This window comes from Arthrobacter ramosus, from assembly GCF_039535095.1.
Taxonomy (GTDB): Bacteria; Actinomycetota; Actinomycetes; order Actinomycetales; family Micrococcaceae; genus Arthrobacter; species Arthrobacter ramosus.
In genome coordinates, this window is sequence record NZ_BAAAWN010000001.1 from 1,268,384 (window position 1) to 1,281,817 (window position 13,434).

At 61.6% G+C, this 13,434-nt stretch carries 12 protein-coding genes; 8 read left to right on the forward strand and 4 right to left on the reverse strand.

Features of this window, described 5'->3' with window-relative positions; genetic code table 11:
* Positions 1-71: 71 nt before the first annotated feature.
* The 3 genes from ABD742_RS06025 to ABD742_RS06035 form a co-directional block, all read right to left on the reverse strand.
* Positions 72-1,703: a DUF2142 domain-containing protein gene (locus tag ABD742_RS06025; RefSeq protein WP_234748098.1), complete on the reverse strand. Its 1,632-nt coding sequence runs from the start codon at positions 1,701-1,703 to the stop codon at positions 72-74.
* A 92-nt stretch (positions 1,704-1,795) separates the two neighbouring features.
* Complete coding sequence (locus tag ABD742_RS06030; protein WP_234748096.1) at positions 1,796-2,860, reverse strand: substrate-binding domain-containing protein; 1,065 nt, start codon at positions 2,858-2,860, stop codon at positions 1,796-1,798.
* Positions 2,861-3,000: 140 nt separating this feature from the next.
* Positions 3,001-5,097 carry a lysozyme gene (locus tag ABD742_RS06035; RefSeq protein WP_234748094.1) on the reverse strand — a complete coding sequence of 699 codons (2,097 nt, stop codon included), beginning with the start codon at positions 5,095-5,097 and terminating at the stop codon, positions 3,001-3,003.
* A gap of 67 nt (positions 5,098-5,164) precedes the next feature.
* Between ABD742_RS06035 and ABD742_RS06040 the strand changes: the two genes are divergently transcribed.
* The gene (locus ABD742_RS06040; RefSeq protein ID WP_234748093.1) at positions 5,165-5,371 is read left to right on the forward strand and encodes a hypothetical protein; all 207 of its coding nucleotides are present in this window, start codon (positions 5,165-5,167) and stop codon (positions 5,369-5,371) included.
* 341 nt (positions 5,372-5,712) lie between these two features.
* On the opposite strand, the gene ABD742_RS06045 is transcribed toward ABD742_RS06040, so the two are convergent.
* The gene (locus tag ABD742_RS06045; protein ID WP_234748091.1) at positions 5,713-8,142 is read right to left on the reverse strand and encodes a polysaccharide deacetylase family protein; all 2,430 of its coding nucleotides are present in this window, start codon (positions 8,140-8,142) and stop codon (positions 5,713-5,715) included.
* 485 nt (positions 8,143-8,627) lie between these two features.
* On the opposite strand from ABD742_RS06045, the gene ABD742_RS06050 reads away from it, so the two are divergent.
* From ABD742_RS06050 to ABD742_RS06080, 7 genes are all read left to right on the forward strand, one after another.
* Positions 8,628-9,851, forward strand: coding sequence for a TadA family conjugal transfer-associated ATPase (locus tag ABD742_RS06050; protein ID WP_234748089.1), 1,224 nt, complete (start codon positions 8,628-8,630; stop codon positions 9,849-9,851).
* Positions 9,851-10,705 carry a type II secretion system F family protein gene (locus ABD742_RS06055; RefSeq protein WP_234748087.1) on the forward strand — a complete coding sequence of 285 codons (855 nt, stop codon included), beginning with the start codon at positions 9,851-9,853 and terminating at the stop codon, positions 10,703-10,705. The genes ABD742_RS06050 and ABD742_RS06055 overlap by 1 nt, the downstream gene beginning before the upstream one ends.
* The gene (locus ABD742_RS06060) at positions 10,702-11,640 is read left to right on the forward strand and encodes a type II secretion system F family protein (protein ID WP_234748085.1); all 939 of its coding nucleotides are present in this window, start codon (positions 10,702-10,704) and stop codon (positions 11,638-11,640) included. Before ABD742_RS06055 ends, ABD742_RS06060 begins: the two co-directional genes overlap by 4 nt.
* 123 nt (positions 11,641-11,763) lie before the next feature.
* Positions 11,764-12,027 (forward strand): hypothetical protein, encoded by a 264-nt coding sequence (locus ABD742_RS06065; protein ID WP_372460881.1) that lies wholly within the window; start codon positions 11,764-11,766, stop codon positions 12,025-12,027.
* A 4-nt stretch (positions 12,028-12,031) separates the two neighbouring features.
* Entirely contained in the window at positions 12,032-12,454 is a 423-nt protein-coding gene (locus ABD742_RS06070; protein ID WP_234748081.1) for a TadE family protein, read from the forward strand.
* Complete coding sequence (locus ABD742_RS06075; RefSeq protein WP_234748079.1) at positions 12,435-12,953, forward strand: hypothetical protein; 519 nt, start codon at positions 12,435-12,437, stop codon at positions 12,951-12,953. The genes ABD742_RS06070 and ABD742_RS06075 overlap by 20 nt, the downstream gene beginning before the upstream one ends.
* 23 nt (positions 12,954-12,976) lie before the next feature.
* A complete protein-coding gene (locus tag ABD742_RS06080) occupies positions 12,977-13,429 on the forward strand; it encodes a hypothetical protein (RefSeq protein ID WP_234748077.1) in 453 nt (150 codons plus the stop codon).
* The last annotated feature ends 5 nt before the right edge of the window (positions 13,430-13,434 follow it).

A 13,434-nucleotide genomic window follows, 5' to 3' on the forward strand; every position in this document is an offset into this window, starting at 1 on the left:
AACGCAAAAGGTCTGGCCAGGCAATGCCTGGCCAGACCTTTTGCGTTGGGTTTTGCTACCGGGAGTTGTCTTTACTCGACGCGCTGGCGTTCCGCGGATTCCCGGGTTGCTTGCCGGCCTGGCTGCCCGGCGGCGGCCGTCGCCGGGCGGCGAGCCGCCCAACGCAGCGCGCGGATCACCGGGACCGGGAGGAACGGCAGACCGGGGTAGAGGAAACGGTACAGCTGGGCGGCCGCAACGACCAATGCAACGGCGAAGAGCAGTGTGAGGACTTCCCAGGAAAGGGGCGGCTGCCAATCCGGCTTGGTGAACATCACCAGCCAGTTCGCGAAGTCCGGTATTCCCACGACGTACCGTCGCAGGATATACACGAAGCCGTACACATGGGCAGCGCAGGTTGCCCAAAGAAGAATCTTGGTGATCCTGCGGCCGATGAGATTCGCGGGGAACTTGCGGAACCGGAGCGCCAACCCGGCCGAAATGACAGCGATCGCGAACAACGGGAGGCTGTACCGTCCTTGCCAGATAAAACCGCTGCTGGTGACCAGTGCAGCCTGGACCAGGGCTGGAACGACCGCAAGCATTCCGATGGCTGCCCAAAAGCCCAATTGCAATCGAGCCGGACGCATCAGGAAGACCATCAGCAGCAGGGCAATGAGAAGCATGTTCCAGAACATCAGGACGGCTTGTGGCACCGGAGCATCAAGCCAGCCCGCGACGCCGATGTACTGGTTGACGAAGTCGAACGACCTGTCCAGCATGGTGGCGAAGGCATTGGAGGGGCGGAGGCCTTCAACCGCATTGGAAATTCCGGCGGGTGCCTCGCCTGCCGAAGGAGGCGCCGTCAACATGATGAAGTTCCAAATGACACCCAGTGCCACTCCGATTGCGGACAATCCGGCGACAATGAGCAATAACCGGTTGCGGAAGATAGCAACGATGTCGGCGCCCCGGAAGAAGAGGCAGGCCACAATCGCTCCGCAAAGGAGCCACAACAATGACACATTCCTGGTATTGGCCAAGGTCGCTGCCGATACTCCGACTGCCAGGATTCCCGGGCGGGCAAGATGAAGCTGCCTTGAGTTCTCAAGTACGGAGACCAGGCCGCAGAAGGCCGCCATCGACGCCGCGACTTCCAAGGAGTTCGGATTGACTCCGGTGGCCAGGAAGAAAACCATGGGCGTTGTTGCGACGGCGGCGGCAACCATGGGCCACTTGGGATGCCGCAGCCTGGATAATGCGGTGAATCCGGCCGCGTAGAAGGCGGCCGACATGAGACCGCTGACAATACGCATGGCAAAGATTGCGGGGGCCCCGGACATGAACAGGCTAGGGAGCCCGACGAACCAATAGTAGAAGGGGTTGTACAAGCCCGCCGAGGTCACGCCGATGGTGGTGTACGTGTCGCCAAGGGGGATATCAGGCGCACAGCCCGCGGGCATTTCTTTGAGGAAGGCAAAACACCGCTGGGAATCGACGTTGGCGATGTAGGAGGGAACCTGCACGTGGATCCCGTTGCCATAGGACTCGCCGGGACCCGGGAAGAACTGCCCCCTCGCCACGGCTGCTGCCTTGATCGTGTGGGCAGGCTCATCGGGATACGCCATCAGGGGCGTGGCCAGGATCCAGAGCGTGATCAGCACTGAGAGCAACGCGAAAACGCGGATGAAGAAACCGAATCCGGCCTTGGTGGCGGGCGACACATTGCGGGCCCGGGACCGCAACCGTCCTGCCGGAGGGAGAGCCTGTTTTCGAACGTCGGGACGAGCAGGCCCTTGAGCAGCTGGTTGGTCGATCACTGGTCGCTCCCGATCTTCTTAATCAGGCGTGAAGCATCCTGCAGGGACTGTTCACTCGGGGAGGCCACCCCGGCGAAATAGGTCGATGCGACCTGCCCATCGGGACCGACCACGAAGTCTGCCCAGGATTTCACGAGGGACGCAACCTCCCCGTTCTTATAGCTCGTACAAAATGCCTGGTAGTTCACGTTCCCCAATGCGTAGCCGTGGTCGGTTTTGCCCGGAAGGTGAAACTCGACTCCCGTGGCCACCGTTGTTGTGGTGCCATCCTGGACGGCCGCTGCCACTGAGTCCTTGGACATTCTGACGAAGCTGCCGCCGAACGACAGCAACGCTGTGTCAAACCTGGACCCGATGGACGCTGAGTCCATGAAAGCTATTGCGCCGGCGGTGCCGTCGACTTTCTTGGCGATGTCGCTGAAGTTCTTTACCTCTTGGCCGCCAGGTACCTTGGGCCATTTGTTGGTTACCCCGGAGGACCAACTGGGGGAGGACGCCAAGTAGCCCGTACTGGCCGAGGTCAGTGCTGAAGCTGTGCTCGCTGTCACGGGGACGATTGGCGCGTCCGGGAGCGTGGTTCCCGGATTGATCGCTGCGATCGCCTTGTCATCCCAACGTTTGATATCTCCGGTGAAGATCCCGGCGAGCACGTCTGGCGTGAGCTTGAGGCTCCGGATGCTTGGCATGTTAAAGACGACGCCGATAGAGGTCACCGAGGTCGGGACGCTGAAAGCCCCGCCGGGACCGCACTCGGCCTTGGTCGCTTCTTGTTGTGGAGCCGTCAAGGGGGCGTCGAGGGCCGCATAATAGGCTTGGCCCGTGGCCAAGGCTGTCAGCCCGACGTCAGAGCCGTCCGGGGAGTAGCTCAATGACGTGGCCGTGAAGGTCTTTTTCCAAGCGCTGGACCAGGCTCCGATCGGATCGCTCTGAATGGGACTTCCAATCGCAGTGAGCGCGCCGCGGATGTTTTGCTGTTTGGCTGGGGGACTGGCACAGGCGGCCAAGCTGATACCGAGAAGCAGGAGGCATCCTGCCGCTCGGTGAATCGACCGATGATGCACCGGGGGTCCTTTCGATTACGGGTATAGCTGAGACTTGCGTCTTGATAACCCTAACCGTTCAACCTGAGCGCCGTAGCCGGTTTCGGCTCGACGCCCGCTGGTTGAGGCGCGGTACACAGGTCCTGCTCCTTGCAAGAGACTTAGTAATTCAGGGATTGGCAGCCTGCGAGCGAGTTGCCTGAGCTGTACTGTGCTATCCCGATGCCATAAGTACAAACTGTGTATCTGCCCCGTTGGGTGATAGGAACCAGGGTCGAGTAGCCGTGGTTTCCGGTGATGCCGAAAGCGTTGTTCACATCAGCCCTCGAAAGGTTCGCCGTGAAGGCATACCCTTGGCGGGTCCCGTCCGGATATGTAATGTAGACGTGCACAGGATTGGACGAGCCCGGGACCGCCGGGTCGTATGTCCACCCCGTCGCCCTGATATTGGCCTGTCCTGACACCGATGCAACTCCGACGGAGTCGAGATAGCCGGCCGGGACTGGCGTGCTGCCTACCTGGATGGACATGCATCCAAGTGCCGTGTTCCCGGTCGCGAGCGGGGCAACTGCGATGGCGTAAGCGCAGGCGGTGTAGGTGCCGGTGCCCTTTGTCGCGAGCGAGGCGCTGAAGCCGTGATTACCGGTTATGCCGAAGGCGTTGTTCAGATCAGGACGGGATTGATTTGCCGTGAACGCAGTGCCGACATTGCTTCCATCCGGTGCCTGGACGTAGACATGCACGGGGATGCTGGCCGCGGTGTTGGTGGGGTCGAACGCCCAGCCCGTCACAACGACGTTGGCCGCGCCAGGAGCCTGGGAGATTCGAATGGAGTCGTAATATCCCTTCGGCGGCGGGTTGGATCCGACAGTGATGTCTTTGCAGCCCAGCGCGGTGTTGTAGTACTGCCCAATGGCGTAGGTACATACGTGATAGGTGCCGGCCTTACTAAGGCTGATCGACTTGTCGAAGCCATGGTTCGAACCGTAGCCAGTAGCGCTTCCCACATCCGGCCTGGATGTGTTGGCCGTGATGCGGTAGCCCGTGGTCTGTCCGCTGGGGTCGGTGACGTAGGCGTCGGCGAACGAGGCTGTTTGAGGGTTGGCGCGGTCTACGGCCCAGCCCGTCAGGCGAAGGGAAACGTCGTCGGGAGCACGAACCTGTCCGAGGGTGTCGAACGACCCAACTGGAGGTTCAACTCCATTTGCCTGAAAACTCTTGCAGCCAAGGTCAACGTTGCCGTTGACGCTGACTGCGCTCGCGCAAACCTTGTATGTACCCGATGCGGTGATCTGGATGTTGTTGTCAAAACCGTGTGCCGGGCCATAACCGAAGGCTTGATCCACGTCTGGCCGATATGCGTTCGCCAGGAACGAGTACCCGGTGGTCACGTTGCCCGGATCTGTGACCGAAATATTGACAGGAGTCGATACCCAGGGTCTGGAAAGGTCTACCGACCAGCCCGTGACCCTCAGGTATGCCGAGGTGGTGTCCCGAACGAGGGACAGTGAATCGAATGAACCCCTGGCTGGACTTCCGGCGAACCTTTGGAGGGAAGCATAGTCGCCGTTCCAGACGTCCGAGTCGCCGCTGAAGGGACCGGTACTGCTGTACTGCCACATGCTGTAGTTAGCCCAACTGGACGGAAGAATTCCAGCGTCGTTCGACGGGCCGCCTGGGTATGCGGCGACCCAGAGGGGGTAGTCCCCGAATCCGGCAGGATCTCCGGTGCACTGCTTCCACCAACTCGTGTTGGTGTAGATCATCGGGAGCCTGCCGGTCAGGGAACGCATGGTGTTGCCGAAATTCTGTACCCACGACGTGAGTTGGGCGGGTGACATGTCGTAGCAGGTATTGCCCATGTAGACGCCGTTGATGGTCTGCCCTGCATACGGATTGAACTCAATGTCCAGGACGGGTGGCAAGGTTGCGCCGTCCGAGCTCCATCCGCCGCCGTTTTGCACGAAGTAGTTGGCCTGGTCCGAGCCTGAGGACCAGTTGGGAATCGCGAAGTGGTAGGCGCCGCGAATCATTCCGACCGCCCGTGAACCTTGGTACTGCGAACTATAGGAGGGGCTGGTGTAATAGTTACCCTCGCTGGCCTTGACGTAGGCGAATCGCGCTCCCATGTTCCACTGCTGCTGCCAGTCGACACCAGCCTGGTAGTAGCTGACATCAAGACCCTGAATGCCGAAGGTGGGCGTCCAGCTGCCCTGGGCAGTTAGCGCGCCCTGCACTCGTGGGGAGCGTTGGCCCATTTGCGCGCCCCCTGGTCCCGCAGCTGCGCGCATTCCGGCTTGGCGATCTGCGCTGCTTTGGGTCGTCGTGGTTGGCGACGGCGTTGCCGCCTGGCTTTTTGCCGCTGGCGGCGTTGGTGAAGGCGTGGAGCTTGCGGTCGGCAGCGGTGTCGCCGTCGTTTGGGGTGAAACCGCGGGAGACGACGTCGGGGAAGGAACCGGTGCGGCAACCGCCGTCGTTGCCGAGAGAAGCAAGACCGCCGCGCCGCACAAAGCTGTTAGCGCAAGGTCATGAACGCGGCGCACCCGGAAAGTGGAGGCAGGGGCTTTAAATTGAATGGTCTTCATTTCTTGGCTCCACACGAGATTGCCGGTTCCCGATGGAGCGGCACCCTGATTCATCCCACCGTTTCAAATCTGCGGCGGCAATTGGCTGTTGGCACTTCTAATTCGAAGGCAACCATAACACTGATGTGCAAGGTGGTGCTAATGTGGTCAATGGGATTTGAGTGAGTGGTTCAGTGCGGTTCAGATACTTCCTACCCGGCCGCAACTCTGCAAACACCGCCGCCCCGGCCTGCGTATTGCAGGCCGGGGCGGCGGTGTTTTCTACTTCGGTGCTGTGTATTCAGAAGTTCATGGCAGGAAGTACCCGGAGACGTCCGCGATGAGTTGTGCCGTGCCCGAGGATTGGCTGTAAAGCGTGACCTTTCCATCGGCACCCACAGGGACCGTGACCAGGTTGGGGACAATTTGATTAGTGGCGTAGTTCAAATTGGATGTGTTCGGCCGTGCGGTTCCGGAAGCGTATGCGGTGGCGAATCCGAACGACGTCGGATTGGCTACCGTGAGGTTGAAGGTGACTGCCGAGACCGTTGCGGGGATGCCGTTGACACCGCCGACCTGGAAGGACACTGTTCCGTTCGGTGCCACCGGTGTGCTGTTGCGGGTGTCGAGGAACCTGTTTGGCGCGATGGGTTGGAAGGTCCCCGATGCCGTTGCGGTGCCGGCCAGGTAGTACCCGGAGACGTCCGCGATGAGTTGGGTGGTTCCCGATGACTGGTTGTAGAGGGTGACTTTTCCGTCCGCGCCCACCGGCACGGTGACACTATTGGGGACGATCTGTCCGGTGGCGTAGTTCAGGTTTGAGGCGTTCGGGCGGGCGGTTCCGGACGCGTACGCCGTGACGAATCCGAACGACGTCGGGTTGGCCACGGTGAGGTTGAAGGTTACCGCCGAGACCGTCGCCGGGATGCCGCCTACCCCGCCGACCTGGAAGGAGACCGTGCCGCCCGGTGCCACCGGTGTGCTGTTGCGGGTGTCAAGGAACCTGCTTGGCGCAAGCGCCTGGAACTCCCCGGGCGCCGATGCGGCAGCCGGGACGTAGTACCCGGAGACGTCCGCGATGAGTTGCGCGGTTCCCGATGACTGGTTGTAAAGGGTGACCTTCCCGTCCGACCCCACGGGAACCGTGACCAGGTTGGGGACGATTTGACCGGTGGCGTAGTTCAGGTTGGAGGCGTTCGGGCGGGCGGTTCCCGATGCGTAGGCTGTGACGAATCCGAACGACGTCGGGTTGGCCACCGTGAGGTTGAAGGTCACCGCCGAGACCGTTGCCGGGATGCCGTTGACGCCGCCGACTTGGAAGGAGACAGTGCCCCCGGGCGCCACCGGGGTGCTGTTGCGGGTGTCGAGCAGCCTGCTCGGTGTGATCGATTTGAACACACTGGCCACCGCAACCGAGTCGTACAGCGCGTAGTCATCCGTTATCAGGGTTCCATTGCTCAGCAGATTCAAGCCCATGCTGATTGCGCTCGCACCTGCCGGAACCGGCGGTGACGTCCAGGTGGCCTGGGTCCAGGCCGTGGCGGCGACAAAATTCGGACTTGCGGTCCAGTAGTTCCACGTGCCCAGCCCCGTTCGGTAGTACAGCTCGAATTGGGTCGGAGCCGTCGCCGTGTACCAAGCGGACATTTGATAGGAGTGACCGGGCGTAGCGCTCGGCGCACATTGGCCCAAGTCCAAAGTCGGCAGGAGCTTGGCATCGCCGTCAACGTAGCCGGAAATTACCATCTGTTCTGCGACGGTTCCCGTGTGACCCGGGGACACGCTGGTAAAGGTGTGGGTGTTGGTGCCGAATGAGCCAATTGCCCAGCAATACGGGAGGCCAGTGGCCACCGGACCGGCCGTTTCCAAACTCGGGTTCTGGATCAGGTTTCCGACCGTGATGGGTGGCGGGGCAGCCGGTCCATTGACGAGTGGCTTATCCACATCGAGCGCCGGATTTGCCGGGTCCGGAAATTGGGCGGCCATCACCTGACGCACCGTCTTGACGACGATCCTGCCTGCCGTTTGTTCCGTCGCCAGCCAATTCACGTAGGCCTGGAAATTGGCTGTCGTGACGGTCAACGGATCGGAGGTGGAGTCGAAATGATGGAAAGTCAACTGGACCCATCCGCCACCAGCCTCCGCTTGGGTCACGACGGCCTGCAGGTCAGTCAGTGCCCAAGTGTTGTCCACTTCGTCAGGCGCTTTGGTGAAGTAAAGGTCCGCGGTAGGAACCGGTAACGGTTCGGCCACTTCGGTCAACGTTGGAGCAGCTTTGCTCTTCAGGTCGCCGAGGCCGCGGGCGCTGTTGTAGCCGCAGGATGCGACTGTTTGTTCCACGGCTGGAGTAGCGGATGCAAAGGGGTAGGCGAAATTCGTGACCCGGAAGCCCATGTTGGTCAGGTTGACGCGGTCATTGCATATCTGGCGTGCCACCTCGTTCGCATCCATCTGGGCAAGATCGGGGTGCGTGACCGTATGCCCGGCAATTTCATTGCCTGCCGATTGGAGGGCGAGTGCCTGGGCGGTTGTCAGGTAAGTCGGCGCATTCAGATAGCCGGAGGGAAGGAAGAATGTTCCGAACATTCCTTTCGAGTTCAGGTAAGCCGCAGCAGCCACCTGATCGGCATTTGCATCGTCAAACGTCAAAGTGACCGTAAGAGGACCGGCAGCCTGGGCTGGCTGGGTCAGAAGGGCCGCATTGAAGAGCGTCGCTAAAAGAAGCGCGGCTGCCGCCATGGCAAACGCTTTTCGGTGGTTTTTTTGAGCTTCAAAGGAGGGCCTCCGCCCAATGCGGGAAGCCACCATGCACCCGTCTTGCATCTCAAGTCCGTTCGTCGCGCCTGCAACATGACTGGTGCGACCTTCCGTGCAGTTTTCCCGCTAGCACAATTCGGGCGTTGCCAGTACTCATCGTGGGCATTCATTTGTTATTAACCCGGTGGCGCGTCGATGGTGTAACAGCAATAGGCGCTTGGCCTATTTGGCCAATGGCGCGCGCCTGATTACTCGACGCTACGAGCGGCCAATCAGGGTGTCAACACTCGTATTTAGTCACCGTCAACACTCGAGTAGTGGCCAAGCTCCGTCCCGGTTTCGTGCATGCTGTTGGCGGTTATCCACAACCACGCCAAATTGACTTGGCAGGGTGCTGCAACCTCCCCTAGCCTTAACCCTGTTGAAGGTTTCCGCAGCGCCTGGGCGCATGCTGCATTGGGGGGAACATGGAGGCTTTGCGCATCGTCGAGGACGAAGTCCGGGAGCTGATTCGTCGGCGCGGACTGGATCCTTTGAGCCAGGCAGCCGAAGTGCACCGCCTCGTCGAGGCCGCCGTGAATGACTACGATGAGCGGGCGCTTCTGGGCCCCTTGCCTCCTTTGGGGCATTTGGACACAGCGCGCAAGTACGTGTTCGACGCCGTTGCTGGCTTCGGGCAGCTCCAGCCGCTTCTGGACGACCCCACCATCGAAGAGGTCTGGCTCAACGCGCCCAACGAGGTCTACGTTGCCCGGAATGGCGAATCCGAACTTACCTCGATCAGCCTCACCGAGCAGCAGGTTCGCGACCTCGTTGAGCGGATGCTCAAGAGTTCCGGGCGCAGGCTGGACCTCTCCTCACCCTTTGTGGACGCCGCCCTGTCCGATGGCTCTCGGCTCCACGTCGTCATTCCCGACGTCACCCGCCGCCATTGGGCCGTGAATATCCGCAAATTCGTGGTCAAGGCGACCCGGCTTGAGCATCTAGTGGAGCTGGGGACGCTGACGGCCGGGTCGGCCGGATTCCTGGGAGCTGCGGTGGCCAGTGGATTGAACATTCTCGTCTCAGGAGCCACCCAGGCAGGAAAGACCACAATGCTCAACTGCCTGGCGGCCAACATCGGCTCCCGGGAGCGGGTCATCACCGTCGAAGAGATCTTTGAACTCCATTTCCCGCTGCGTGACGTCGTTGGCCTCCAGTGCCGCCAGCCAAACCTCGAGGGTCAAGGCGAAATTCCCTTACGCCGGCTCGTCAAAGAGGCTCTTCGCATGCGGCCGGATCGTCTCGTGGTGGGCGAAGTCCGGGAAGCCGAAAGCCTGGACATGCTTATTGCGTTGAATTCGGGGTTGCCGGGCATGTGTACCGTCCATGCGAACTCTGCCCATGATGCCGTGACCAAGATTTGCACCCTGCCGCTGCTGGCCGGCGGGAACATCTCAAGCGCGTTCGTCGTTCCTACCGTGGCATCCTGCATCGACCTCGTGGTCCATTGCAGCCGCCACGCGGATGGACGCCGGCAAGTCACGGAGATCCTTTCGCTGGGGCGACGCGTGGAGAACGGCATCATTGAGTCGTCCAAGGTATTCGCGATGCAGGACGGCAAACTCCAACCCACTTCGAATTCCATGCCGGCCGCCGAGAAATTCGCCCGGGCGGGTTTTGACGTCGCCGCGCTCCTGGAGCACTTCTGATGGCGCCGCTGCTGGGCGTTCTCTGCGGGTTGGGTGTTTTTCTCATCTGGTGGTCGGCCTGGGAACCACAACCGCTTGCTGTCAAGGAGCCCAAACCGAAACGCCTTGAGTCTTTGTTGCTCACGGCCGGGATCGAAAAGGTGAGCGGCGGGGGATTCATCGCATCGTGCCTCGGATTGGGCCTTTTCGCCACACTGGTGATCTACATCATGACAGCGTCCTTTTCGATCGCGGCGTGCTTCGGCCTGTTCGGTGCCTGGCTTCCGTTTGCCGTTGTCAGCTGGCGGGCGCGGAAGCGGACCGCCATGCTCCGGGAGCTCTGGCCCGATGTGGTCGACCATTTGCGCTCGGCAATCCGCGCGGGACTTTCATTGCCCGAGGCGCTTATCCAGCTCGGGGACAAGGGCCCCGAAGAGCTGCGGGCACTCTTCCGGGAGTTTGGTGCGGATTACCGTTCCGGCGGCCATTTCGATTCGGCGTTGAGCAAGCTAAAGGAGCGCTTGGCCGACCCCGTTGCCGACCGGATCATTGAGGCGCTCAGGCTGACCCGCGACGTGGGCGGATCCGATCTCGGTCGGCTTCTGGGAACTCTCGCCGAGTTCCTTCGTGAGAGTGCGAGGACCCGCAGCGAACTCGAGGCACGGCAATCATGGACCATCAATGGGGCGCGCCTGGCTGTTGCCGCCCCATGGATCGTCCTGATGCTGCTGGCCAGCAGGCCGGAGGCTGTTGCCGCGTACAACTCGGCGGCCGGAGTCAGCGTTCTTGGAGGCGGATTGTTGGTCTCGGGCTTCTGTTACTGGGTCATGCTGCGCATCGCCGCCCTTCCTGAAGATGAAAGAGTGCTTCGATGACGGCGTTGACTGCGCTGGCTGTGTTCTGCGGGCTTCTTTTGGGAGCCGGATTGTGGCTCATCTTTATTCGCATGCCATTTATGCGGGCCACCCCGTTCGTGGAGCGCATCGAGCCGCAACTCAGGTCCCAGAACCTCGAATCGCGCCTGCTGTCCACAACCCCGGACATCGCACCGTTCGGCCCCTTGGAGCGCATTCTGCGGCCGGTGTTACGGGACGCGCTCCGCTATCTGGCGAAATTCAACCTCGGTACCACCTCCCTCAACAAGAGGCTGGCAAAGGCCGGTTCTGGAAAGTCCGCGCTGGACTTCCGCGCGGAACAGTTGCTATGGGCGGCGGCGGGCTTTGCCACGGCGGTTGTCGTCGTGGTCGTGAGCGCGACCGGGGGACGGTTCAGTCCGGGGCCTGCGGTTGCCTCGGTCCTGGTTTGTGCACTGGGAGGGTTTCTTTTCCGCGACTACATGCTGGGGGTGCGGATCAAACGAAGGCAAAGGCGGATGCTGGCGGAATTCCCCAGCCTTGCCGAGTTGGTGGCCCTTGCGGTGGGTGCGGGGGAGAGCGCCAGCGGTGCCCTCGATCGGGTGTGCCGCACAGCCCGCGGCGAATTGGCGAAGGAATTTGCGTTGGTATTGGCCGCCACCCGGGCCGGGACGCCCCTGGTTGAAGCGCTGCACGAGTTTTCGGGACGAACCGAGCTTGGCCCGCTTGTTCGCTTCGTGGATGGAATTGTCGTCGCCGTCGAACGCGGTACTCCTTTGGCCGATGTTTTACGGGCCCAAGCTGGGGATGTGCGCGATTCAGCCAAACGGGAGCTGATGGAAGCGGCGGGCCGCAAGGAAATCGCCATGATGGTTCCGCTGGTTTTCGGCGTCCTGCCCCTCACCGTGATCTTCGCCGTCTATCCGGGCTTGGCCGCGCTGGAACTTGGCTTCTGATGGCGGGCTCCGACAAGCCTTTCGACATCCATCGCATGGGCATCCGCCCTGCCAAAACAAAAAACTGCACGGATCACAACGGATTCCGGCACAACGAAATGGGGAAAAATGAAATGGGCAAAAATGAAGAAGCCCGGACGCCGAAGCCTGCCCGCTTCAGGACTTTTGCTGTGGCAGCTGTGGACGCTCCCTCCGTCCAGACCATCGCTGGGAACCGCGCCGAACGAAAGTTTGGTCCCCGACGACGATCATCCCGAACGCGGCGATGTACCCGGTTGGGTCATGATCACGCTGATGTCCGCCTTCCTCGTCGCTGGCCTGCTGGCGCTGGCCGGCCCGGCTCTTGAGGGACTCTTCAACCAGGCCATGAGCAAGGTCGGAAAGTAAGTCCATGCCGTTCCGCAGCCGGGGAGCGGAAGATGGCAGGAGAGTCAGTGCCAGCCGCGGCGATGAACAGGGCTCCGCCGTCGTGGATTTTGTGCTGGTCGGCGGTCTGTTGACGGTGTTCTTCCTCGCCATCATTCAACTCACCCTGGTGCTGCATGTGCGCAATACCCTCATTGATGCGGCCTCGTCGGGAGCCCGTTACGGCACTCTTGCCGACCGGACACCGGCCGATGCACGTGAGCGCACCGCAGAGCTGATCGGAACGGCGCTGAACGCGGACTTTGCCCGGGACGTGTCGACGTCGGAGGCTAGTTTCCAGGGAATCCGCACCTTGGAAGTGACAGTCCGGGCACCGTTGCCCGTCATCGGGCTGATAGGACCCGGAGCGGCGCTGGAGGTGAGGGGGCATGCTGCGACTCCCGGCTGATCTTGGCCGTGCCGCGCTTGCCCGCTTCCGGGAGGCGGTCTGCCTGCCACCCGCCGAGGGTCGGAATTCCGCCGGCCCGCCGTGTGCCTCTGAGCGGGGAAGCGCAGTGGTCGAGTTCATCCTTCTGTCCCTCCTGCTCATGGTTCCCGTGGTCTATTTCATCGTCACAATTGGGCAAATCCAGGGCGGTTCCTTCGCCGTCGTGGGGGCAGCGGACCAAGCCGCCAAGGTCTATGTCATGCAGCAGGACACTTCCCAGGGGCGTGTCGCCGCTGAACAGGCTGCCCTTCTGACCCTTGCCGACTATGGCCATTCCGCGGAGCGGGCCTTTGTCGACGTCGCGTGCGACCGCGGCGATTGCCTGTCGGCCGGCGCTGCGGTCACAGTGACGGTCAAGCTCACGGTGCCGTTGCCCATGCTTCCCTTTGGAGACACCCTGAATCTGGACGCCGCGAATCTAAGTGCGTCGGCCACTCAAATCGTCGGGCGGTTCCGGTGAAGGACTTTCCCGCGAAGAGGGACATGCTGCAGTCCCGTAAATCGGAGGGGGAAGACGGCCATTTGATGGTCTTGACCATCGGTTATGTCGTGATCGCGTTGTTGCTGGCAACGGTCGTTGCTGGGGCCTCCGCCATCTACATCGAACATAAGAAGCTCCTCTCCGTGGCGGACGGAGCTTCGATGGCAGCCGCGGACAGCTATGCCCTCGGCCAAGTAGACAACGGCGCTGAAACGCCATCGGCCGTCCTCAACAGCGAGCGGGTACGGAGCGTTACCGAGTCATACCTCAGCCAAAACGGCGCCCATTCCCGGTTCGATCAACTTGCCGTCGCACGGGGTACTGGAAGTCCGGACAGCACCACGGCCGAAGTGGTGCTCAGCGCGGTTGCCCATCCGCCCGTGGTCAGCTTTCTGCTCCCCGACGGTGTTCCGATCGAAGCCCGTTCCACTGCGCGCTCCCGGCTGACCCGCTGAGTTCC

Coding starts and splice junctions, on each gene's coding strand:
- ABD742_RS06070 (WP_234748081.1), top strand. CDS start 12,032: ATGCCGTTCCGCAGCCGGGGAGCGGAAGATGGCAGGAGAGTCAGTGCC.
- ABD742_RS06060 (WP_234748085.1), top strand. CDS start 10,702: ATGACGGCGTTGACTGCGCTGGCTGTGTTCTGCGGGCTTCTTTTGGGA.
- ABD742_RS06050 (WP_234748089.1), top strand. CDS start 8,628: ATGGAGGCTTTGCGCATCGTCGAGGACGAAGTCCGGGAGCTGATTCGT.
- ABD742_RS06035 (WP_234748094.1), bottom strand. CDS start 5,097: ATGGGCCAACGCTCCCCACGAGTGCAGGGCGCGCTAACTGCCCAGGGC.
- ABD742_RS06045 (WP_234748091.1), bottom strand. CDS start 8,142: ATGGCGGCAGCCGCGCTTCTTTTAGCGACGCTCTTCAATGCGGCCCTT.
- ABD742_RS06080 (WP_234748077.1), top strand. CDS start 12,977: ATGCTGCAGTCCCGTAAATCGGAGGGGGAAGACGGCCATTTGATGGTC.
- ABD742_RS06075 (WP_234748079.1), top strand. CDS start 12,435: ATGCTGCGACTCCCGGCTGATCTTGGCCGTGCCGCGCTTGCCCGCTTC.
- ABD742_RS06055 (WP_234748087.1), top strand. CDS start 9,851: ATGGCGCCGCTGCTGGGCGTTCTCTGCGGGTTGGGTGTTTTTCTCATC.
- ABD742_RS06065 (WP_372460881.1), top strand. CDS start 11,764: ATGAAGAAGCCCGGACGCCGAAGCCTGCCCGCTTCAGGACTTTTGCTG.